The following is a 21,778-nucleotide window of genomic DNA, read 5'->3' on the forward strand; positions in this document are numbered from 1 at the left end:
CCGGAATCCGCATCCTCGGCCCGCCCACCTGGGGTCGTGACGGCGCCTCAGTACTCCGCAAGGGGTGGCCGTCGAATGCCCGTTCCCGGTTGATGGCGCCTACTCCCCCGCCCGACCTGCCGCGTCGCGCTCGGCGAACACCTCGCGGGCGGCCGCGATCCCGTTGAGGGCGGCCGGGAAGCCCGCGTAGACCGCCATCTGGACGATCGTCTCGATCGCCTCTTCCCGGGTGCCGCCGACGTTGAGCAGCCCGTGCAGGTGGACCCGCAGCTGCGGGGCGGCGGTGCCGAGCGCGGTGCAGGCGGCCACGGTGGCCAGCTCACGGGTCTTCAGGTCGAGGGCGGGACGCGAGTAGACGTCGGCGAAGGCGAAGTCGACGATGTAGTCGGCCAGGACCGGGGCGATGTCCGCCAGCGAGGCGACGACGCGCTCCCCGGCCTCCCCGTCGACCCGGGCGAGTGCGTCGAGCCCGCGCTCGTGCCGCTCGCCGAGCGTCCGCGTGCCGTCGGTGTCGCTTCGCGCAGGGGTGAAGTCGAGCTCCGGCCGGGCCGCGAAGGCGGCCTTGGCCACGGCCATGCCGTTGAGCGCCGCCGGGATCCCGGCGTAGACCGCCATGTGGAGGACCGTCTCGACGATACGGGCCGGCTCGACGCCGATGTTGAGCGCGCCGTCGATGTGGAAGCGCAGCTGGGGGGCCGCGGTGCCCAGCGCGGTCAGGGCGGCGACGTTGATCAGCTGCCGCTGGGCGAGGGTGAGGCCGGGCCGGGCGTACACATCGCCGTAGCCGAACTCGACGGTCAGCCGGGCGAGGTCGGGGGCTATGTCGCCGAGGCCGTTCAGGATGTCCGAGCCCCCGGGGCCCGCGATCTCGCACAGGAGGGCATGGCCCCGCGAGAAGCGGTCGGTGGACGGGGAGGCGGGCGTGGACGCGGGCGAGGAGACGGACAGGGACGGGGCTGCGACAGCGGTCATGGCGGTCTTCCTTGCGGCTCGTGAAGAGGATTAGACGTTACGGAACGTTCCGTAACGCCATGAGGCTAGGACGATCCACGTCCACTGTCAAAACGAAACGTAACGTCACGCCTGGGCTAGACTCGGACCATGACCCCCCAGCCGAAACCCGAACGCCGAAGCGAACGCGCCCGCCGCGCCATCCTGGACGCCGTCTTCGAGGTCGCCGGGGCCAAGGGATACGGCAAGACCACCATCGAGGCCATCGCCGCGACCGCGGGCGTCGGCAAGCCGACCATCTACCGCTGGTGGCCGTCCAAGGGCGCGATCGCCCTGGACGCCGTCAACGACCGGATCGGCGACTCCATGGACTTCCCCGACACCGGGGACATCGCCGCCGACCTCACCGCCCAGCTCACCGCCGTCGCCGCCATGCTCACCGGCGACACCGGGACGCTCTACCGCGGCATCATCGCCGAGTCCCAGAGCGACCCCGACCTCGCCGCCGCCCTCCGCGCCACCTTCCTCGAACCCCGGATCCAGCGGTGCGTCCGCCGCCTCGACGCCGCTGTGGCCGCCGGCCAACTCCGGGCCGACCTGCCCACCCGCACGATGGTCGACATCCTCTACGCCCCGGTCTACTACCGGATCCTGCTCGGCGCCGGACCCGAGGAGACCCTACGCAGTCCTCTCCTCGTCGAGACCGTCCTGGAAGGCCTGCGCCCCGCCTGACACCCCCAGACCCACGGCAGAGGACGGCCCGTGCCGACGGGGTACCTCGATCGCTGCCACCAGCGCCGATGTCCTCCTCGCCCCTCCCCGAGCTGTGGCTGCGCGGCGTCGCCGCCGATCCGTCGCCGCCCGTCGAGCGGCTCCACGCGTTGCTCGACCACAGCGGACTGCCGGCCGCCGCCGCGTGAGGGGCGCTCGGGTCGCTGAGCGGTCGGACGGCCTCGCCCGTAGGGCAGGTCGCTGGCTAGGGTGAAGCAGCACGTCAAGGGCCGTGGACGGCCGGGGAGGGCACGGGACAGTGAAGAACAAGGGCGAGCTGGACGACCTGCGGGCACGGCTGGCGGCGCTGGAAGCGGAAGTCGACCGCCTGCGCGAGGAGTCCGCGGCGACCCGCGCGCCGGCGGCGCCGGCCGACCGTGACGGCGCTGGGGTCCGCTCCTCGGCGCCCGAGCGCACCCGGGTGCCGAACGCCGTCCGTGCGAACCAGGCCGAGCAGCCCCAGTCGATGACCAGCCTCGCCGATGCCGTCGGCGTCATGGTCTCCGACCAGGCGGAGCAGACGATGCTCCTGCGAGCGCAGACCCAGGCCCTGGAAACCCAGAGCAGCACGCTCACCAAGCACGGCCGGTTCCTGGAGAGCCTCCTGGAGGGCCAGTCCGCGCTGTTCGAGGAACTGCGCCGGGACGGCAGGTAGGCACCGAATGACACCGTAGTGGGGGCGGCCGGCACGAACGGCCGCCCCCACTCCCGTGTTCACAAGCCGTCAGGCCTTCGGGACCACGTCCGAGGGCTGCTCCCCCGGGGCCCGGGGAGGCGTCCGCTCCGGGCGCAGGGCCAGACCCACGCCGACGGCGGCCGTGACCAGGCCCAGCACGGCGAGGGGGCGGGACCACTCGCCCGCCGTGGTGGGGGCGAAGGCCGACGGCAGGACCAGCAGCGAGGCGGCGAGGGCGACGGCCGCCGAGGCCGGACGGATGCTCGGGCGGCGCGGGCCGAACGCGTCGAGCAGCGTCAGGTGGCCGGCGAGCAGGACGGTCACCGCCAGCGCCCGCCACCAGGACGGCTCGCCGAGGGCGGCGAACAGGACGGATCCGGCGGCAAGGAGGGTGGTGCGGGCGGCGGACAGCCGCGCGTGCCAGGTCACGGGGGGCGGGCCGTCCGGTGCGGCGACGGCGGCCCAGAGGGCGCCGACGGCGACCGGCAGGAGGCAGACGGGCCCCCACCGGTCGGTGAGTGTGCCGGTTCCGGTGCCAGCGGCGGCGAGGGCGAGGGCGACGCCGATGCCGCGCAGGACGGCGCGTTCGAGGCGCGGGGCCCGGTCGGCGCGGTGGGCGGTGCGGGAGCGGTGAGCGGTGCGGGAGCGGTGAGCGGTGCGGGAGCGGTGAGCGGTGCGGGAGTCGTGGGCCGGTTCTTCGACCGTGTGGGTCATCGGGCGGCTCCCGTGATCCGGCGGCGCAGCAGGGGCCCGAGGGCCAGGTCCAGGGTCTCGCCGGGCGAGTGGCGGACCACCGGGATGCCGCGGCCGCGCAGGGTGGCGCGCATCGCCTCGCGTTCCGCGTGCCACAGGCGCAGCGCGAGGGCGTCCACCTCGTCGCCGGGGCGGGCCGTCGGCTCCCCGGCCGGGATCTCCACCACGACGAGCGGGTTGCCCCGCTCGCGGACCTGGCCGAGGACGTCGAGGATGCGCTGGTCGGCGAGCGGGGTGAAGGCGTAGACGAGGGCGTGGCCGGGCATCGCCGCGAGCGGCAGGGGCGGGAGGGGGCCGCGGTGGGGGCGGTCCTGACGGACCTCCAGCACGCTCTCCACGATGCGGTAGAGCTGCCGGTCCCCGGTGGAGGCGGTGAGCTGGCGCAGGCGTCCACCGACCGCGACGAGGCCGATCCGGTCGTGCCGGCGCAGGTAGGCGCGGGTCAGACCGGTGGCCGCGCGCAGGGTCTCGTCCAGGCTGCTCAGCCCGGTGGTGGTGTCGATGTAGTCGGCGAGGGTGTCGAGCAGGACGACCGCGTCGGCGGCGCGCTCGGCGGCGAACTGGTTGATCTGGACGGCGTCGCGGCGGGTCGTGGACGGCCAGTGGATCCGCCGCTGCCGTTCGCCGGACACGTACGGGCGGACGCCGACGACCTCGATGCCGGTGCCCTCGTGCGCGGTGGTGTGCTCGCCGATCCGTTCGGGCAGGCGGACCGGGATCGGGGTGAGCCGGGCGGTCTCGGGGACGGGGAAGACGTCGACGGTGCCGAGGTCGGTGCGGACGGTGCGCCGGGTCAGGCCCCGGGCGTCGGGCACGTCGAGGTCGACGACGCCCAGGTGGCGGCGGCCCCAGCTGTCGGCGTGGAGGACGAGGTCGACGCCGGTCGGGGTGACGGTCAGGGCATCCAGGGCCATGCCGGGGCCGAGCGCCACGGTGGGCTCGGGCGGGCCGATCCGGCCGTCGTGGTGCACGGTGACGTGGACGGTGACGGGCTCGCCCTCGAAGCAGCGCTGCGGCCGGACGGTGCTCTCGGCGGACAGCCGGGTGGGGCGGCTGTGTCCGGGGGCCGCCAGGACGAGCAGGACGGCCGCGAAGGCGGCCGGGGCGAGCAGCCAGGCGTGGCCGGTGAGCAGGGCGGCGACGGCCGCCACGGTGGCCACCGTGAGCAGGCGCAGGGTCTGCTCACCGGGCCGCCAGTGGGGTGACGGCGGGCTGTCGGGCAGGCCGGCGGCGCTGGCACGGGCGCTGCGGGCGACGGCCAGGGCCCGGGCGCGGCGTTCGAGGCGGTCCGCGCCGGCGGCGTTCGGGGCGGGGTCGGCGTCCGGCTCGGCCGGAGCGGGGTTCACGGTGTCACCGCGCGGGGCAGCGTCCGGGGTGCCGGGACGGAGGCGACCAGCCGCGCCAGCACGTCGTCCGCCTCGATCTGGCGTACCCACAGTTCCGGCTTGAGCGTGATGCGGTGGGCCAGGGCGGGACCGGCGAGCGCCTTGACGTCCTCGGGGGTCAGGTAGTCACGGCCTTCCACCATGGCGTGGGCGCGGGCCAGTTGGATCAGCGCCAGGCCCCCGCGGGGCGAGGCGCCCACCTGGATCTGCTGGTCGTTGCGGGTGGCGTCGACGAGGGCGATGACGTAGTCGACCAGGTCGTCGTCGACCTCGACCCGTTCCACCGCGGCCCGCATGGCGAGCAGCTCCGCCGGGCCGGCCACGGTCTCCAGGACCGGCTCGGGGGCTGCCCGGTCGATCCTGGCGCGCAGCATCGCCGCCTCCGTGGTGGTGGGGAGGTAGCCCATGCGCACACGCAGCAGGAAGCGGTCGAGCTGGGCCTCGGGCAAGGCGTAGGTGCCCTCGTACTCGATCGGGTTGGCGGTGGCGATGACCAGGAAGGGGTCCGGCAGGCGGCGGGTGGCGCCGTCGACGGAGACCTGGCCCTCGGCCATCGCCTCCAGGAGGGCGGCCTGGGTCTTGGGCGGGGTCCGGTTGATCTCGTCGGCCAGCAGCAGCTGGGTGAAGAGCGGGCCGGGCCGGAACACCATCTCGCCGGTGTTGCGGTCGTAGAAGGGCGCGCCGGTGACGTCCGAGGGCAGCAGGTCGGGGGTGAACTGGATCCGGCGGAAGTCCAGGCCGAGGGTGGTCGCGAACGAGCGGGCCAGCAAGGTCTTCCCGAGTCCGGGCAGGTCCTCGATCAGGACGTGTCCGCCGGCGAGGGCGCCGAGCATGACCAGGCGCAGTGCCTCGGGCTTGCCGACCACGGCCCGTTCGATCTCCCCGATCACCGCGCGGGCCCGCTCTCCGGCCTGCTGCGGGGTCAGCGCCGGCGGGGTTGCGGGGACGGCTGCCGGTACGGCCTCCGGCTCCTCCCCCGGCGCCGTGCCCGGGTCGGCGGGGTGGGCGGGGCCGTGGAGGTTGGTGGAAAGGTCGGGCATGACGCTCCTGCGGAAACGATTCGGTCGGTGAGGTGATCGGAACTGGGCTGCGTGCCCGCCCCGGGTCCCGGGGCGCGGTGGGTCACCGGGGGTGGGGCGAAGGAGGCGGGTCACAGGAGGCGGGTCACAGGGAGTCGAGCCGGTCGACGAGCCGGCGCAGGACCTCCGCCGGGAGGACCTCGGCCGGGGCGGGCGCGGAGGGGTCGATCCACGGCCACAGTCGGGGCCCCAGGAGTTCGGCGGCCCGGTCACGGTCGGCCGACAGGTTCAGGCCGTGGACCTCCGCGAGCCGTACCGCGTACAGCCGTTGGAGCCGGGAGCGCAGCGGCGCGACGTCGCCCCGGGGGTCGAGGCCCTGACGGACCGTCCAACGCCAGTCGCCGAGGCCCGGCTCGTACACCGCCATCTGCCGCGGCCGGCTGCGCAGGGAGAAGGTCTCGGCTCCCGCTCCGGCCACGCGGCGGGCGACGAGCAGGCCGGTGGCGCCCAGCAGGACCGCACCGGCCCCCGCCCCGGGCCAGCCGCCGACCAGGGCGAACAGGACCTCGGCGAGGACGGCGGGCACGGCCAGCTCGATCAGGCTGTGGCGCACCGAGCCCGGCTGGGCGAGTTGGCGGTCCGTCCCGTCCTCGGGCCCGTCGTGTCGCGGCGCCGCGCTGCTCATCGGTGGCCTCCCGGCGCTGGTCACAGGTGCTCCCCCGCAGCGTGCGCCCCGGTGGCGGCCGGGGGTGCGGCGTCCCGGGGCGGGGCGGCGTCCCGGGGCGGGGCGGCGTCCGTCGGCGCGGCGGCGTCCGCGAGCCGGGCGGCGATGGCGTCCAGGGCCGTACGGGCCCGGCGCACCTGGCTGTCGTCCATCCGGTGGGTCGAGTACCGGGCCTCGCGGAACAGTTCGGTGAGCTCCCGTGCCCCGGCGGCGTCGATCCGCTCGTCGGACAGCGCGCGGCGCAGCAGCTCCGTCGGGCTCTCCCACGCGTGTCGGGGCAGGCCGGAGGCGGCCAGCGAGCCCTCCATCGCCGCGTAGCAGGCAATCACCGCCGCCCGGGCGTCCGCACCCTCCAGGGCCCGGCGGCCGGAGGCGACGGCCTCGGCGAGAGCGGCCTCGGGGCTCGCGTACGCGGGCGCGGCGGGCAGCACCGCGGGCACCTCCCGGCGGCGGGCCCACAGCCGGCGCAGCTGGAGCACGAGGACGACGGCGAGGACGAGCCCGACCGCGGCCGCCAGGGCGAGCAGTCCGATGAACACCGCCCCGAGCCCCTCGCCGACGGCCGGCGGGCGCGGTTCGGACGGGGCGGACGGGATGGCCTCGGGACTGAGGCTGGACACCACCCGGTGTGGGTGGGGCGGCGCGGACGGCCCGGAGCCCGCCCTGCCGTGCAGGACCAGCAGCAGGACCGGGACCACGGCGGCGGCCAACGGCAGCAGGAGCATGGCCGTCCCCCGCAGGCGCTCGGCCCGGGGTGTCGGCCCGTCGAGGTGGCGGACCTCTTCGCGGAAGCGCACCGCGAACCTGCCGACCAGCGCGGCCCACCCGAGCCCGAGCAGCACCACGAACCCGAGGCCGGCCACCGGCCCGGTCGCCGCCGACCCCAGGAGCCCGCCATCGGGCCGCAGCGCCGCGGCGGCCGACAGCAGCCCGACGACGACCAGCAGCACCCCCGCCGGCCGGCCGCTCCGCCCGCGCGTATGCGACGGCGACCCACCGCTCATGCGAACCCCCCCGGTTCCCCACGCGTCCCTGCGCGCGACAGCGCGCGGGTGCAGCGTCGCACACCAACCGTCACGGTGTCACCTGCCGTCACGGGCGGCCCGGCGGATTCCTACGCGGTGGTGAGCGCGTGCCCCAGCAGCGACATCGCGTCGGGCATCACCCGCCGCCAGAAGCCGTCCGTGTGCTCCCCGTCGGGGAAGTGTTGCTCCCGGGCTCGCGCCTGCCGCGCGACCTCGCGGGCGGCGGGGCAGAACGGGTCCTCCTGGCCGCACCACACGCCGAGGGTGCCGACCTGCAGCCGGTCCAGACGGAGTGTCGGCTCGTGGGCCTGCCAGTCCGCCTCGTCGGCGTACCCGCCGGTCGTGCGGGCGTCCGCCCAGGTGCGGAAGACGGCCGGGCTGAGCAGCGCCACGGCGTCCAGGTTGCGGCCCGCCTGGGTGCGCCCGATGGCGTACTGCAGGGCGCCTGAGCCGCCCATGGAGATCCCCATCGCGGCGCGCGGCGTGGGCAGTTGGCGGGCGTGCAACCAGCCGGGGAGTTCCTCGCGGAGCATCGCCTGCGGGTCGTCGCCGCCGGCGGCCTGCTGGTGCCAGTACGTGGCGTCCCCGCCGTCCACCGCGACGACGGCGAACGGCGGCACGCCGCCCTTGACCGCGGCCGCCAGGAACTGCGGCACCCCGAGCGCCACCATGCCGTGCGCGTCGTTCCCTCGCCCGTGCAGCATCACGCAGACCGGCAGGTTCGTGCTCGCCGTGGCACCGGGCGGAAGCATGGTCACCACCGTGACCTCGCGGTTCCGCGCCGCCGAGCGCACCTTCTCGACGTGCACCGCTCCCGGCGCCACGTCCGGCACCGTGCCGTCCGTCCCGGTCATCCCCAGCACCTTCTTCAGCCCGACCCCACCGGGCAACCAGCCCGCGAGCATCCCGCCCCCGGCCGCAGCCCCGAGCAGGGCACCGCCACCCACGACACCGGCCCCGAGCCGCAGCAGCCGGCGACGCGACACCGCCCGGTCGGCGGGGTCCGCCGGGGGCTGCTCGGGCTGCTCGGTGGCACTGTCGATGTCCGTGGTCATGTCGGTCGGCCTTTCGCCATTCGGTTTCATGGGGGCGGGCGGGCAGGCGCACGCGGGCGCGGGCGCTGCTCCGGGGCGCGGTCACCGTGCGCCACGTGCGGGCGCGTCAGTTCACAGGCGCGGCAGTGGGCCGGTCGAGCGGACCCGCGTGGCAGCCCGGCCGGGAGCAGGCGGACGGTCAGATGTCGGCACATTCCCCCCAGTCGGCCGGCCCCAGCAAACGATCATCGTAGTGGACGAGGAATCGGACCGTCTGGTTCCGCCCGCGCTTCACCGTGGGTGGATGGTCGGCGTGGCGGTGGGGCCCGGAGTGCCGAACCAGCGGGTGAGGGAGGGTTGCAGGGTGTCCGGTGTGCCGGCCCAGCAGACGTAGCCGTCCGGGCGGATGAGCATCGGTTCGATGGGGGCGCCCCGGCCGGTGCGGTCGACGCGGTCCGACCAGGGGGCCGCGGCCCTGGCGAGGGTGTCCTGCGGGTCGAGCAGGACGCCGCGTCCGGACCGCAGGAGTTCGTGCAGGCGGGCCGGGCCGAGGTCGAGATCCGGTGCGGGGAGACCGAGGAGCGGATGGGGTCCGGTGTCCGGCATCGGGTAGCGGGTGGCCATCCCGGACATCAGGTCGCCGAGATGGCGCTGGACGTCCGGCAGTTGGGCCATCGTGGTGAAGAGCTCCCGGGCGGCCGTCACGTCCGGGTCGCAGGTGCCCGCCCAGTCCATCAGCAGGCCCTGCGCCTGAACGTTGCGCAGCACCGCGGCCCCGGCCGGGTGGCGTTCCGTGTGGTAACTGTCGAGCAGGTCCTCCGGTGCCCAGCCCCGTACGGCGGCGCCGAGCTTCCAGCCGAGGTTGAAGGCGTCCTGCATCCCGGTGTTCATGCCCTGGGCGCCGAGCGGGAGGTGGACGTGGGCGGCGTCGCCGGCCAGGAACACCCGCCCGTGCCGGTACCGCGCGACTTGCCGGGCCGCATTGGTGATGCGGCGGGCGTAGCACAGTTCGAGCAGGTGCACCCGTTCGCCGAACACGGCGCGCAGGCCGTCGCGGATCTCGTCCTCGGTGACCGGGACGTCCCTCGGCAGCGACCGACCCGGCCCGCCCATGGCGAGCCTGCGCAGCGGCCTGCCCCGGCCGTCGGTGCCGAGCGGGAACACTCCCACCCAGTGGCCGTCCGCGGTGCGGGTGTGCGTCGCCAGGTCATCGGCGCCGACCAGCCGTACGTCGGCGGCGACCGTGGTCACCGTACCTGCCCGGCCCGGGAATTCGGCCTTCAGCAGCGACCGCACCGTGCTGTGGCCGCCGTCGGCGGCGACGAGGTAGCGGGAGCGGACGGTACGACCGTCGGCGAAGGTCGCGGTGACCCCGTCCTCGTCCTGGGCGAGGGCGACCAGTTCGTGGTCGCGCCGGACGCGGAGGCCGTGCGCGGCGAGGTGGTGTTCGAGGAAGCCCTCCAGCGCGACCTGCGGTATGGAGCGCGGGGGAAGGCGGCGAGGGGCGAAGTCGGGCGACAGCGGGATGCCGGCGAAGTGGCCGGTGCCGACCGGGTGGTCGCCGGCGGCCAGCAGCGGTTCCAGCAGGCCGCGTTGGTCGAGCGCCTCCAGCGTGCGGGACTGCACGCCGCCGGCCCTGGACAGTGCGCTGCGCCGCGGCAGTTCGTCGGCCAGTACGGTCGCCACTCCCGCCAGCAGCAGTTCGTTGGCCGTCGTCATCCCGGTCGGGCCCGCGCCGACGACGAGTACGTCGGTGTTCATGGTTTCTCCCTGGTCGCGTCGATCGATCGTTCCGGTGCGTTGCGCCCGGAACGGGATCAACGCTCTTCCCGCCGGGGGTCATTGGGCCAGTGACCGGCTCGATGGTGCCGGTATCCGACGCCGACTACGCTCGTCGCGGTGGAATCCGACTACTCCCGCTACGCCGGCTCCTCCGGCTCCTCCGGTTACGACGAGCTGGACCGTCGGCTCGTCCACGCCCTACAGATCGACGGCAGGGCCCCCTTCAGCGCGATAGCCGGGGCTCTCGGGGTGTCGGACCGCACCGTCGCCCGCCGCTACGCCAGGTTGCGCTCGACCGGCGCGGTGCAGGTGCTCGGCGGGGTCGACCCGACCGCGCTGGGCGCGGTGCTGTGGCTCCTGCGGGTGCGCTGCGCGCCTTCCGCGTCGGTCACGGTCGCCGAGGCGCTGGCCCGACGCCCCGACACCTCCTGGGTGAGCCTCACCTCCGGTGGCACCGAGATCACCTGCACGGTCCGCACCGAGAGCGAGGCCGACAGCGAGGCGTTGCTGCTGGCCCGCCTCCCCCGCACCCCGCGCGTCGAAGGGGTGAGCGCGCACTCCGTGCTGCACACCTTCTACGGCGGCCCGGACAGCCTCATCGCCAAGCTCGGCCCGCTGGGCCCGGAGGCGGTCGCAGCACTGCGCCCGTCCCCGCCGCCGCACCGGCCTGGACCGGTGCGGCTCGACGACGGCGACCGCAGGCTGCTCGCCGCGCTCGCCACCGACGGCCGCACCGGGTTCGAGCGGCTGGCCGCGGTGACCGGCTGGTCGCCGACGACCGTCCGACGCCGGATGACGGAACTGCGCGCACACGGGGTGCTCTACCTGGACATCGACTGCGACCGGCGCCTGCTCGGCATCGGCGCCCGGACCCTGCTGTGGCTCTCGGTCGCTCCCCCGCACCTGGAGGAGGCCGGCGAGACGCTGGCCGGGCACCCCGAAGTCGCCTTCGCCGCCGCCACGACCGGACCGACGAACCTGTACGCGACCGTGGTCTGCGCGGACCAGCGGGCGCTGTACCGGTACCTGACCACCCGGGTCGCCGCGCTGCCGGCCGTCACGCACGTCGAGACGGCGCCGGTGATCAGGACCGTCAAGCAGGCCGCGAACCGGGTGTAGCGGCGACGACTCCCACCGGACCCGCGCTCTGAGCGCGCGCCGGTGTGCCATCGGCGAGAGGCTGGAGTTGAGGCACGGAGTCATAGGAGGTCGCCATGACTCGGAAGACTCGTTGCGGGCCGGAACGGGACCCGGAGTTCTTCAAGGACCTGGCCGCGGTGTTCGCGAAGCACCCGGACACCTCGAGAAGATATTCCGTGCAGTGCCTGCACGGCGAGACCGAAGTGCTGAAGGTGGACTTCAAGAAGCAGATCGGGTTGTCGCGCATCGAGGGAGACCGGATAGTGACCGAATTCCGCAACCGCGACGAGTTCGAGGACGACCCTGAAGACGAACCCCTGTGCTGCGAGTGGGCCGGCGAGGCGCCGCACATGTTCTGTATCAGGTACTGCAGGCTCTGACCGTCCGGACGCGGGCCGCCGATGTCGGTTGGGCCGGGTGGGCCGGGCAGGTCCGCCAACGGCCCACCCGACCGAATGCCGTCAAGTCCGCACGAATCGGAAGACTTGACGAACCCGCAGGTGGGAGCGGGGATACGGCGGGCGCAAACTCTGGTGCGCCGGCCTCCGGCGGGCCGCTACGATCTCCACCTGCCGCACACCTGTTCACCATGCAACGACCGCGCGCCGTCCTTCCGTCGCGCCCAGGGGGAGGATCACCGCATGGGCGCGCCCCAGCGTTCCGCCGGCATGAGCACATCCGTCAGAGCCGTCACCGCCGTGGCCCTGCTCATCGGCTTCTACCTGCTCGCCATCGGCATCATCGTGGGCCTGCTCGCCCTCGACATCGCCCTGTACCAGGCGTCGGGCCAGCTGCGCGCGGGGCTGATCAAGCTCTGGGCGCTGAGCGCCGCGATCGGCTACCCGGTGGTCCGGGTGGTGTTCCTGACCCGCCGCCGCAAGGACGACGGCGAGCTGCCCGGTGTGCTCCTCACCCGCGAGCAGCAGCCCGCCGTCTGGGCCATGGTCGACCGGATCTCCGAGCGCACCGGCGTCCGCGGACCGGCCGAGATCCGGCTCGTGCCCGAGGTCAACGCGGGCGTCCTGGAGGAGACCAGGCTGCTCGGCCTGATCCCCGGCAAGCGCCACCTGGTCATCGGCGCCCCGCTGCTGATCGGCCTCACCGAGGGCGAGCTGGAGTCCGTCCTGGCCCACGAGTTCGGCCACTACAGCAACCGGGACGTCCGACTGGCCGCCGTCACGGTCGCCGGCCGCCGCGCCCTCCTGCGCACTGTCGGCGGGCTCCACCAGCGCGCCGACCGACACCAGGCCGAGGAGGCCGCCAAGCTGGCCGCCAAGGCCGAGAAGCGGCTGGCCAAGGGCCGCAAGCCATCCGGCGAGGAGGCCGGCGGCGGCGTCGACCGGGTCCTCGCCGGGCTGTTCACCCTCTACGCCAAGCTCTACTTCCGGGTCTCCGAGGCGGTCGGCCGCCGCCAGGAGTACGCCGCCGACCAGGTCGCCGCCCAGCTGGCGGGCCGGGACGCCACCGCCTCGGCGCTGCGCAGGATGCCCGCACTGGCCGCCGCCCAGGACTTCTACCTCAGCCGCTACGCCACCATCGGCTGGGACGCCGGCCTGCTCCCGCCGCCCGGCCAGGTCTACGGCGGCCTGCTCCACCTGCTGAGCGATCCCAAGCGCCGGGAGGAACTCGCCGAGCACGCGCTGGACCTGCCCGAGCAGGAGCCCGACCCGTACGACTCGCACCCGCCGATCGACCGCCGGGTCGCCGCGATCGAGGCACTGCCCGACGACGGGCGCGGCCCCGGCGCCGCCGGCCCCGCCCTCGCGCTGCTGCACGACGCGCAGCGGGTGCTGGCCGAACTGGAGGTCGTCACGCTGGTCCCCGAGGCCGCCGGCAAGCAGCGGGTGGAGTGGCCCGAGCTGGTCCGCGCGGCGCTGCTGACGCGCGCCCGCGAGGCCGCCGCCCCGGCCTACCGGGCCCTGACCGGGCTGGGCCTCGCACCCACCGTCCACGGCCTGCTCGACGCCGTCGACGCCGGCCGGGCCTGGGAGTTCACCGACCGGCTTCCGAAGAGCGACCAGGCCGCCGCCGCCACCGGCCGGGCCGCCCGCGAGTTCGCCCGCCCGGTGCTGCGCGAGGAGCTGGGGCACGCCGCCGTCGTCGCGCTGGCCGGAGCCGGCCTGGCCGGCTGGGAGCTCTCCTGGTCCGGGCCGGCCGAACTCCATCTGCCGGACGGCTTCGAGGACGCCTTCGACGCAGCCCTGAACGCCGCCTGCAACGACACGGCGGACACCGCACCGCTGCGCGCGCTGCTCGCCGGGGCCGGCCTCCCCGCGCCCGCCGCCCCGGCCGTCTGAGCCTCCCCCCGCACCACGCCCCGACCTGCTCCACCCCGGAAGGATCCTCCTTGATCGGCATCATCGTGTTCGCCGTCATCGGCCTCGTGCTGCTGTTCCCGGTCGTCATGACCCGGCTGGCCAAGCGCAAGTTGGCCCAGCTGGAGCGGGCCAAGGCCACCATCGCGAACCACGAGGCGCGACTCGCCGCGGAGGAACGGGCGAAGAACACCATCGTCCCGGCCGACCACGGGCTGCTCCTCGGCAGCGAGCTGGTCCTGGACGACGAGCCCGGCCCCGAGGAGGAGGCCGTCCTCGCCGCCGCGAAGGGGGGCGACTGGCGGCCGGCCGCCGCCCACCTCGCCGTGGACGGGTCCGCGAACGTCCGCTGGATACGCCAGCGCTCGCTGGCCCTGCTGGCCGCCGAGGACGACACCTGGCTGCGCGCCTGGCGCGCGGAGCGGCCGCAGGACCCGACCGCCGCACTGCTGCACGCGGACGCCCTGGTCTACCTGGCGTGGAACATCCGGACCTCGGCCCGGGCCAACCAGGTCACCCGCGAGCAGTTCGAGGGCTTCCACCGGGTCCTGCTGGAGGCCGCGGAGGCGGCCGAGGCGGCGGCGGCACTCGCCCCCGCCGACGACCCCAACCCGTGGGTCGTCCAGATTTCCATCGCCATGGGCCTCAACTGGTCCAACGACCGCTTCCGGCAGGTCTGGTCCGAGCTGGCCGAGCGCGATCCGTACCACTGGGCCGCGCACGCCCGGGCGTTGCAGTACTGGTGCGCCAAGTGGCACGGCAGCCACGAGCTGATGCACGGGTTCATCGACGGGGCGATCGCCGCCGCGCCGGCCGGCAGCCTGCTCGCGCCGATCAAGCTGGAGGCGTACTTCGAGCAGTTCGGCCAGGACCGGGAGAAGCTCACCGCCTGGCAGCGGCCGGAGGTCGGCGCCGCCCTGGACGCCGCGCTCGCCGACGTCGCGGCCGCCGACCCGGACCACCCCCGCATCCGGTACGCCCGCGGGTGGCTCGCCTACGCCCTGAGCCGGGCCGGCCGGCCGACCGAGGCGCTGGAGCAGTACCGCGCGCTGGGCCGGTTCATCCCGCAGCCGTTCACCAACTTCAACGATCCCCGGCAGTCCTTCATCGACCTGCGGATCGACGCCGTCCAGGGCGCGGTCGCGGCGGCCCGGCGAAAGGCCTGACCACGGGGGCAGGAGAGCCGACGACCGTGGAGCTCGCTGCCGTGCTGTTCGACGTCGACGGTGCCCTCCTCGACTCCGCCGCCACCCACCACCGGATCTGGACCGCCTGGGCGAAGCTCCACCGTCTGGATGCCGACGAGGTCTGGCGGCGGACGTTCGGCCGTCGCCCGGAGGACACCGTGCGGGAGGTCGCCCCGCAGCTGGATCCCGTCGCGGAGCGGCACGTGCTCAACGAGCTGATGCGCGGCGAGGGTGACGCCTTCCCTGCCGTCGAGGGCGCCGGTGACCTCCTCGGCGCACTCCGGCCGGGCTCCTGGGCGATCGTCACATCAGGCAGTCGTCGGCCGGTGCACCAGCGGTTCGGCCGCGCCGGCCTCCCGCTGCCCGAGGTCCAGGTCTACGGCGAGGACGTGCAGAACGCCGAACCCCACCCGGAGCCCTACCTGCTGGCTGCGGCCCGCCTCGGGACGGAGCCCGCACGGTGCGTCGTGGTCGAGGACGCCCGGCCGGCGTCGCGGCGGGCAAGGCGGCGGGCTGCACGGTCATCGGGATCACCACGACACACGGGGCCGACCGGTTGGCCGACGCGGACACGTGGGTGTCCTCGCTGGCGGAGCTGCGGCAGTACCTCCTGCCGCTGGCCCGTACTCGCCCGGGGGTTCGGGCCACGGGGTGACGGCGCTGTCGGCGGCCTGGGCGGTCGGGATAGGGGCCTGGCGGCGAGCCTGGTCGGCGTCGGGGTGGCACTGCTCACCTGAAGGGCGTTCAGAACCCCGTGAGCGTCGTCTTCCCGACGGCGGTGCCGGACTCCTGCAGCCGGTGCGCCTCGCGGAGGTTGGCGGCGTTGACGGGCCCGAGGTCCCGGGTGGCGGTGGTGCGGAGGATGCCGGCGTCCACCAGGCGCGCCACCTGGGTGAGGATGTGGTGCTGCATGGCCCGGTCGACGGTCGCGAACCGTGAGCGCGTGTACATCGACTCCCAGTGGAACGCGATGCTCTTCGCCTTGAGCAGGCCCATCGGCAGGGAGTCGACGTCGTCGATGGCCACGATCCGGCCGAACGGCTTGAGCACCTCCGCGTAGACGGAGAGGTTGCCTTCCGTCCCGGTCGTGCTGAAGACGTGGTCGACGCCGCCGGGCGCGACCTCGGCAAGCTGCGGGGCGAGCGGCTTCGCGTGGTCGACGACGTGGTCGACGCCCATGCGACGGGCGAACGCGGTCGTCTCCGGGCGGGAGGCGGTGCCGATCACCGTGAGGCTGGTGAGGGCACGCGCCAGCTGGGCCACCATCGAGCCGACGCCGCCCGCGGCCGCTGTCACCAGCAGCGTGCCGGTCTGCTCCAGGGCGCCGGTGCGCAGCCCGAGCCGCTCGAACAAGCCCTCCCAGGCGGTGAGCGAGGTCAGCGGCAGCGCTGCCGCCTCGGTGAACGAAAGGGAGACGGGCTTGCGCCCGACCAGGCTCTCGTCGACGGTGTGGTAGCGGGAGTTGGCACCGGGACGGTCGATGGCGCCGGCGTAGTAGACCTCGTCGCCGGCCCGGAACAGCCGCACGTCGCTGCCGACGGCGACGACCGTGCCTGCCGCGTCCCAGCCGAGCACCTTGGGTTCGCCGGCCGGGTCGGTGGTGTGCCGGACCTTGCAGTCGATCGGGTTGACGGCCACGGCCTCGACCCGGACCAGCAGGTCGCGCGGGCCGGGCTCGGGGATCGGGAGCTCGACGTCGACCAGGCTCTCGGGATCGTCGATCGGCAGGCTCTTGCGGTAGGCGACGGCGGGCATCGTGGTCCTGCGGATCTCAGGGGTCATGGCGACCACCCTAATCCACTAACCGTTCTGATGTGCCGTAAGAGTTATGTATGGCCGGAAGCCCGACCACCGCCGACAGCCGCCCCCTGCGGGCCGCGCGGCGTTCACCGCCGTTGCGGCTGCTCGCATCCGCTTCCTTCGAGAGCCGCCACGAGCTGGGGAAGGCCGCCACCGGCCACGGCGAGAGCCAGGTGGTCGTGGAAGTCGCGGCTGTGGACGATCAGGCCGTCGCGGATCTTCAGCACCTGGATGTTGGCGACCTCGGAAGTCCCCCCGGTGGTCCGGTGGCGCACCTGGTAGTCGAACTCGGAGACGATGACCTCCGGATCGTCGGTTGCACGGATCACCACGTTCGTCGCGGTGAGCTCCAGGGGCGAATGCGCGGCGATGTCGGCGAACCGCTTCGCGAGCGCGGTCCGCCCCTCGATGCGGCGCGGCCCGACCGGCTGGAAGGCGATCTCCACCACGGCGTCCTCGGAGTAGAGCTCGGCCAGCTCCGGGAATCTCCCTGCGGTGATGCCCTCCAGCAGCTTGAGGAAGACGTCACGCGGCGACGGCGTTCCGGCCATGATCAACCCCTATCGGCCTGCGACTAGAATCGGACTAGGGAGTCCGTTTTCGACGATACGGACTGGACACTCCGGTTGTCCAGAGGTGGATCCGCCGTGAGTGGGAGAGGAGACCAGCCGGATGAGTGGCGCTCAGGAGAAACCGTTGCGGGCGGACGCGGCCCGCAACCGGGCCAGACTGCTGGACATCGCCACACAGGTGTTCACCACTCGCGGCGCGGGGGTGCCGACCGAGGAGATCGCCCGCGCCGCCGGGGTCGGGGTCGGCACGCTGTTCCGGCACTTCCCCACCAAGGAAGCGCTGTTGGAGGCGGTGGTGGTGCGCAGGCTGGAGACGATCACGGCCCGCACGGCGGAGCTGATCGCCCGGGCCGAGCCCGCCGAGGCCTTCTTCGCATGCTTCCGCTTGGTGGTCGAGCAGTCCGCGGGCAAGGGCGAGTTCGCGCGGACGCTCGCCGCAGCCGGGGTGGACGTGCACGCCTCGTTGCGGGAGTCGAGCGCGGCGATGCGGGCGCAGTTGGCCGAGCTGCTGGCCGGAGCCCAGCGGGCGGGAGCCGTCCGCCCGGACCTGGGCCTGCCCGAGCTGATCGCCCTGCTGGTCGGCACGGGCGCCACGATGGACCAGCTCGGGGATGAACAGGCGGCGCGGGAGCGGATCTTCGAGGTGGTCTTCGACGGGCTGCGGCCGCGCTGAGCCCGTCGGGCCGGTCCCACGGCGGGCACGGCGCCCCGGTCGCCCCGCCCGCGCTCATCCCGGGGCGCCCCGGGATGGGCCGCATGGAGTCGGCGGCCTCCGCCGAATCCGTGACCGGATAGCGGTTACCGGTTCCCTGTTCCCGGTTACAGCATGACGAGCAGCTTGGTGCCCGGCACCAGCTTCCGGTTGACGGAGGTCGACTGGACGAACAGGGTGTACGACGGGTTCTCGCCCGGCTTCACCGTGGCCTCCGCATTCGGCAGACCGAGGAGCTGGCGGGCCGCCGGGCCCGAGAACACCCTACCGGTCATCCGGCCGGTGGCCGGGTCCTTCTCCGCCACGGCGAGCTGCTTGTTGCCCTGGATCTTCTCGCGCTTGGACAGCTCGTAGAAGGCGCAGCCGGTCTTGTAGGCGTGGCCGGCGCTGGTGACGAATTCGCGGATCGAGGTCTGCTGGTCGACCGGGATCAGGATGTACTTGCCGGTGTCCATGGCGTCGAGGTTGGCCTTCACCTCGGCGGTGTTCAGGTCCTGGCCCATGGCGAAGAGGTTCTTGGTGCCGCGCACGCCCTGCTCGCGGCCCCGCAGGAAGCTCGTGGCGGCCGACTTGACGGTGCCGATGGCCTCCTCGACGCCCTGGCTGGAGTCCGCGTCCCAGATCGCGATGTTGCCCGCCGGGAAGCCGTACTCCTGGGCGGTGCGCTTGGCCAGGGAGTTCGGGACGAGGATCGCCGAGGTCCAGTGGTCGGGGAGGTCGTCCATGGCGCCCTGGATGCGGCTTATCCAATTGCGCAGGACGGCGGCGCCCTTGCCGGCGTTCATACGGGTGTGCATCTGGCCGCTCTCCGAGCAGCCGGAGGCGTTCTCCTCGCCGTCGGTGACGACGACCTGGAGGAAGGAGTGCTCCCCGTACCCTTCCCAGATGTTCTTCAGGTCGTCGACGGACTTCACGGCCGCCTCGATCAGCGCCGTCGCACCGTTGTCGACCTCGTAGAGGCCCCGCAGGGACGGCAGGTGCTTGACGTCCATGTCCCAGACCAGGTTCTGCACCTCGTGGTCGAAGGCGTAGAGGCTGATGCGGGTCTCGTGGCCGAGCCGGTCGGACTCCTCCTGCAGACCCTTCACGAACTCGTCGACCACGCGGACGAGTTGCGCCGCGTGCTGACGCATCGAGCCGGACTTGTCGACCACGAGCGAAACGTGGTTGACCTTGTGCTTGATCCTGTTCGTGGACATACCTCTACCCCTTTTCCAACGCCCCTTCGACGCCTTTCCGGCGTTCCCTCCAGCGTTGTCTCCACACTACGAGGGGGCACTGACATTGATGCTGATACTGAGGTTCCACGGAGGCCGACCGCCTGTTTTCCGAGAGCGTGCGGATATTGACGGGCGATTAGCAGCCGGCGTCGGCCGAAGGCCCGCTCCGAGCCGCCGCGTCCCGAATGGTGGCGGCCAGCGCGTCGGGGGCGGTGAGGTGGGCGGCGTGCCCCTGGCCGGTGAGGGTGACAACCCGCGCCCGCGGCAGGACACCGGCCAGGTCGGCCAGGCGTTCGCGCAGGTGGGCGGGGCTGAGGTCGCCCTCGATCAGGGTCGTCGGGGTTCCGAGTGCCGCGAACCGGTCGATACCGGTGCCGAGGGCGTCGAGTGCCTCGTCCTCCGCGATCTGCGCCGCCGCGTACGTGCACAGCGCCTCCCGCAGGTGCCCGTCGGCGACCATGGCATCGACCAGGTACGCGGGCACGCGCACGATCTCCCCCAGGTGGATCCGCATCGCCTCGACCGGGTCGCCGGCCTCGAGCACCGCGCGGGCCCGCGCTCCCGCCGGTCCTGCGACCAACTGACCGGTCGGGACGGGTGGTTCGTAGAGGACGAGTCCGGCGAACGCCGACGGCCGCAGGAGGGCGGCCTCCAGCCCGGCCACGGCGCCCGAGGAGTGCCCCACCAGGAGCACCGGCGGCGTCAGGAGGTCCGCGACGGCGAGGACGTCGGCCGCCTCGACGGCCATCGAGTGCGGCAGGGCGATGTCCGCGCCGGGACCGTAGATCCGCCGCCGGACCCTGACGACGCGGAAGTCGTCGACGAGGCAGCGGACGACGCCGTCCCAGGACGTCACGTCCCCACCCCCCGGATGAACCACCAGCAGGACCGGCCCGGACCCGTCGTCCAGGGCGGTGACGGGACGGCCGTCGTCGGAGAATGCGCGAAGCTCGGTCATGCCCACCAGCCTGCACCCGCCCACCTTCATGTCACCGGCAGACCACTGACATCCCGACGACAGTCGGGCACGGCACGCGGTTCCGGGCCCCGAGCAGACCGAGGCGCACCACGGCCGACGCCGGTCGAGTCGCTCCGCCTGGTAGCGGGGCGGAGGCGCAGGCCTGCGCGATGCTCGCAGCCGGCCACCTCACCCTGCAGGCAGTCACGGTGCGGCGGAGCCCACCCGTACGACCGTGTGGTCGGGATTACTTGCCCGCACTGGTCATGGAGGTGACGGCCTCGGCGACGGTGGAGCGGTAGATGCCCATCTGCGGGTTGAGGACGTGGGCACCGTCGGGGAGGGGGAAGTTGCGGGTGTTGGCGAGGGGCATGTTAGTGCCCTCGTCGTCGACCAGGACGTTGAGTTCGTTGATGCCCGGGGTGGTGCCGGTGGTGGCGCCGCTCGGGTCGAGGTCGATCACCACGTAGGCGCTGTGACCCGCCGCCACGGGGAAACGCAGCGTGCCGGCGGCGAGGATCGGCTTGATGTTGTTGCTCTGGTCGCGGGCTGCGGAGTTCCCCAGGTCGACGCCCGGGGTGGAGCTCAGGCTGCAGACGCCCGTGCCGGTGTTGCGGACCTCGATCACCCACTGGCTCGCGGCCCCGGCGCGTGCCGCGGCCTGGACCGTGAGGTTCTGGATGTCACACGGCCGGGCGTCCGTGCCGGCACCCCCGTCGCCGCTGCCACCGGGCTCTTTGCCGCCCGACGGCCTCGCACCGGGCGGCGTCTTCGCCGGGCGTGTGGCGGTGTGCGAGGCACCACCTGCGGTGGGCGTGCTCGCGGTGGGTGCACCGGTGGCCGGGCCGGACGCCGCCGTGGACGGCGTGGCGGCCGCCGAGGTGGCCACGGGAGCCGGAGAACCGCCGGCCGTGTCCGCGTTGTCGGGCCCGCACGCGGTTAACGCCAGCCCCGCCCCGACGACCAGGACGGCGGAAGCGAACAGCGGACGACGGTTGCGGACGACCATGATGGACTCCTCGATAGCGGTGCGCACTGATGTGCTCGAACAGATCAAAGGACGGCAGAAGGAAGGCAGTTGGTGGCATCCCCGGCGTCACAATCACCGGGACATGGCAGGGACACGACTGTGACATTCGATCGGGCACGGCACGGTTGACAACCGGTCGGCACCGGCGGGACGGGCCCGGATCCACTCCGGAGCCCTTGCCGAGGTGTCACCCGCATCCGGAGATCGCCCGGTCCGAACCAGGCCGAGCCCGAGCCCTGCTCCGAACTCCCGTGATCGCCCTCCAGACGTGTGGCGATTCTGCCTGCTATGTGATGGTTTGCTCCGACCGCATCCCATGGCCGTGGAACTGCGCGAACGGGTGACGGCGGCTCTGCCGGTGTGGTCGGTGCCGTGTGACGGGGGTGTGGGGCGTCAGCGTCGGGTGACGCCGGCGCCCCGTGCGAGGTCCGGGTCGTCGGAACGGCCCAGGACGAGGATCCGGAAGGCCGTACCGGCGTAGACGGCCAGGAGCCGGGCGATCCTGCGGGGTGTGGTGCGCATCGTGGGGTGCCTTTCCGTCGTCCGGGCCGGGGCGTTGGTGATGGCTCTTCAACTCGGGTCGGTGCGGGTGTCACCAGGAGACGGCGTCGTCCAGCGACTGCTGCCAGTAAGGGCGTCCGCCAGTAGGTCATCGGATGCGGGGGCTTCGAGGCCGGGTGTCCCAGCGGTAGAGGGTCCAAGCCCGTCTGATTAGGCAGCGGAC

22 protein-coding genes are annotated in these 21,778 nt (G+C 73.6%); 8 read left to right on the forward strand and 14 right to left on the reverse strand.

Going from position 1 to position 21,778, the window contains the following annotated elements; translation table 11 throughout:
• Positions 1 to 99: 99 nt before the first annotated feature.
• Positions 100 to 972 (reverse strand): carboxymuconolactone decarboxylase family protein, encoded by an 873-nt coding sequence (locus ACH4E7_RS27960; RefSeq protein WP_396251815.1) that lies wholly within the window; start codon positions 970 to 972, stop codon positions 100 to 102.
• Between the two features lie 129 nt (positions 973 to 1,101).
• Between ACH4E7_RS27960 and ACH4E7_RS27965 the strand changes: the two genes are divergently transcribed.
• Positions 1,102 to 1,683 (forward strand): TetR/AcrR family transcriptional regulator, encoded by a 582-nt coding sequence (locus ACH4E7_RS27965; protein WP_396251816.1) that lies wholly within the window; start codon positions 1,102 to 1,104, stop codon positions 1,681 to 1,683.
• Positions 1,684 to 1,981: 298 nt separating this feature from the next.
• On the forward strand, positions 1,982 to 2,377 hold the full coding sequence (locus ACH4E7_RS27970; protein ID WP_396251817.1) for a hypothetical protein: 396 nt from the start codon (positions 1,982 to 1,984) through the stop codon (positions 2,375 to 2,377).
• Between the two features lie 69 nt (positions 2,378 to 2,446).
• Here the strand turns inward: ACH4E7_RS27970 and ACH4E7_RS27975 are convergent, their stop codons facing one another.
• The 7 genes from ACH4E7_RS27975 to ACH4E7_RS28005 form a co-directional block, all read right to left on the reverse strand.
• The gene (locus ACH4E7_RS27975) at positions 2,447 to 3,112 is read right to left on the reverse strand and encodes a hypothetical protein (protein ID WP_396251818.1); all 666 of its coding nucleotides are present in this window, start codon (positions 3,110 to 3,112) and stop codon (positions 2,447 to 2,449) included.
• A complete protein-coding gene (locus ACH4E7_RS27980; protein ID WP_396251819.1) occupies positions 3,109 to 4,497 on the reverse strand; it encodes a DUF58 domain-containing protein in 1,389 nt (462 codons plus the stop codon). Before ACH4E7_RS27980 ends, ACH4E7_RS27975 begins: the two co-directional genes overlap by 4 nt.
• On the reverse strand, positions 4,494 to 5,576 hold the full coding sequence (locus tag ACH4E7_RS27985; RefSeq protein ID WP_396251820.1) for an AAA family ATPase: 1,083 nt from the start codon (positions 5,574 to 5,576) through the stop codon (positions 4,494 to 4,496). Before ACH4E7_RS27985 ends, ACH4E7_RS27980 begins: the two co-directional genes overlap by 4 nt.
• 124 nt (positions 5,577 to 5,700) lie before the next feature.
• Entirely contained in the window at positions 5,701 to 6,240 is a 540-nt protein-coding gene (locus ACH4E7_RS27990) for a hypothetical protein (protein WP_396251821.1), read from the reverse strand.
• A gap of 20 nt (positions 6,241 to 6,260) precedes the next feature.
• Complete coding sequence (locus ACH4E7_RS27995; protein ID WP_396251822.1) at positions 6,261 to 7,229, reverse strand: DUF4129 domain-containing protein; 969 nt, start codon at positions 7,227 to 7,229, stop codon at positions 6,261 to 6,263.
• Positions 7,230 to 7,393: 164 nt separating this feature from the next.
• Positions 7,394 to 8,359, reverse strand: coding sequence for an alpha/beta hydrolase (locus ACH4E7_RS28000; RefSeq protein ID WP_396251823.1), 966 nt, complete (start codon positions 8,357 to 8,359; stop codon positions 7,394 to 7,396).
• A gap of 270 nt (positions 8,360 to 8,629) precedes the next feature.
• A complete protein-coding gene (locus tag ACH4E7_RS28005; RefSeq protein WP_396251824.1) occupies positions 8,630 to 10,099 on the reverse strand; it encodes an FAD-dependent monooxygenase in 1,470 nt (489 codons plus the stop codon).
• A 138-nt stretch (positions 10,100 to 10,237) separates the two neighbouring features.
• Here ACH4E7_RS28005 and ACH4E7_RS28010 point away from each other — a divergent pair, with 138 nt between their 5' ends.
• The 5 genes from ACH4E7_RS28010 to ACH4E7_RS28030 all read left to right on the forward strand — a co-directional run bounded on the left by ACH4E7_RS28010 (position 10,238) and on the right by ACH4E7_RS28030 (position 15,499).
• Positions 10,238 to 11,239 carry an Lrp/AsnC family transcriptional regulator gene (locus ACH4E7_RS28010; protein ID WP_396251825.1) on the forward strand — a complete coding sequence of 334 codons (1,002 nt, stop codon included), beginning with the start codon at positions 10,238 to 10,240 and terminating at the stop codon, positions 11,237 to 11,239.
• 95 nt (positions 11,240 to 11,334) lie between these two features.
• The gene (locus ACH4E7_RS28015) at positions 11,335 to 11,640 is read left to right on the forward strand and encodes a hypothetical protein (protein ID WP_396251826.1); all 306 of its coding nucleotides are present in this window, start codon (positions 11,335 to 11,337) and stop codon (positions 11,638 to 11,640) included.
• Positions 11,641 to 11,928: 288 nt separating this feature from the next.
• A complete protein-coding gene (locus ACH4E7_RS28020) occupies positions 11,929 to 13,557 on the forward strand; it encodes a M48 family metalloprotease (RefSeq protein WP_396251827.1) in 1,629 nt (542 codons plus the stop codon).
• A gap of 50 nt (positions 13,558 to 13,607) precedes the next feature.
• Entirely contained in the window at positions 13,608 to 14,741 is a 1,134-nt protein-coding gene (locus tag ACH4E7_RS28025; RefSeq protein ID WP_396251828.1) for a hypothetical protein, read from the forward strand.
• Positions 14,742 to 14,767: 26 nt separating this feature from the next.
• Complete coding sequence (locus tag ACH4E7_RS28030; protein ID WP_396251829.1) at positions 14,768 to 15,499, forward strand: HAD family hydrolase; 732 nt, start codon at positions 14,768 to 14,770, stop codon at positions 15,497 to 15,499.
• Positions 15,500 to 15,506: 7 nt separating this feature from the next.
• On the opposite strand, the gene ACH4E7_RS28035 is transcribed toward ACH4E7_RS28030, so the two are convergent.
• Positions 15,507 to 16,517 carry a zinc-binding alcohol dehydrogenase family protein gene (locus ACH4E7_RS28035; RefSeq protein ID WP_396251839.1) on the reverse strand — a complete coding sequence of 337 codons (1,011 nt, stop codon included), beginning with the start codon at positions 16,515 to 16,517 and terminating at the stop codon, positions 15,507 to 15,509.
• Positions 16,518 to 16,648: 131 nt separating this feature from the next.
• Complete coding sequence (locus ACH4E7_RS28040; protein WP_396251830.1) at positions 16,649 to 17,113, reverse strand: nuclear transport factor 2 family protein; 465 nt, start codon at positions 17,111 to 17,113, stop codon at positions 16,649 to 16,651.
• A 121-nt stretch (positions 17,114 to 17,234) separates the two neighbouring features.
• On the opposite strand from ACH4E7_RS28040, the gene ACH4E7_RS28045 reads away from it, so the two are divergent.
• Positions 17,235 to 17,807 carry a TetR/AcrR family transcriptional regulator gene (locus ACH4E7_RS28045; RefSeq protein WP_396251831.1) on the forward strand — a complete coding sequence of 191 codons (573 nt, stop codon included), beginning with the start codon at positions 17,235 to 17,237 and terminating at the stop codon, positions 17,805 to 17,807.
• Between the two features lie 146 nt (positions 17,808 to 17,953).
• Here the strand turns inward: ACH4E7_RS28045 and ACH4E7_RS28050 are convergent, their stop codons facing one another.
• The 4 genes from ACH4E7_RS28050 to ACH4E7_RS28065 form a co-directional block, all read right to left on the reverse strand.
• Positions 17,954 to 19,045, reverse strand: a complete 1,092-nt coding sequence (locus ACH4E7_RS28050; RefSeq protein WP_396251832.1) for a VWA domain-containing protein — start codon at positions 19,043 to 19,045, stop codon at positions 17,954 to 17,956.
• Between the two features lie 157 nt (positions 19,046 to 19,202).
• Positions 19,203 to 20,024, reverse strand: coding sequence for an alpha/beta fold hydrolase (locus ACH4E7_RS28055; RefSeq protein WP_396251833.1), 822 nt, complete (start codon positions 20,022 to 20,024; stop codon positions 19,203 to 19,205).
• Positions 20,025 to 20,271: 247 nt separating this feature from the next.
• Positions 20,272 to 21,033 carry a DUF4232 domain-containing protein gene (locus ACH4E7_RS28060; RefSeq protein WP_396251834.1) on the reverse strand — a complete coding sequence of 254 codons (762 nt, stop codon included), beginning with the start codon at positions 21,031 to 21,033 and terminating at the stop codon, positions 20,272 to 20,274.
• A gap of 414 nt (positions 21,034 to 21,447) precedes the next feature.
• Positions 21,448 to 21,576, reverse strand: coding sequence for a hypothetical protein (locus ACH4E7_RS28065; RefSeq protein ID WP_396251835.1), 129 nt, complete (start codon positions 21,574 to 21,576; stop codon positions 21,448 to 21,450).
• Positions 21,577 to 21,778 lie beyond the last annotated feature (202 nt).

Origin of the sequence: Kitasatospora sp. NPDC018058 (assembly GCF_044327205.1) — a bacterium.
Taxonomy (GTDB): domain Bacteria; phylum Actinomycetota; class Actinomycetes; order Streptomycetales; family Streptomycetaceae; genus Kitasatospora.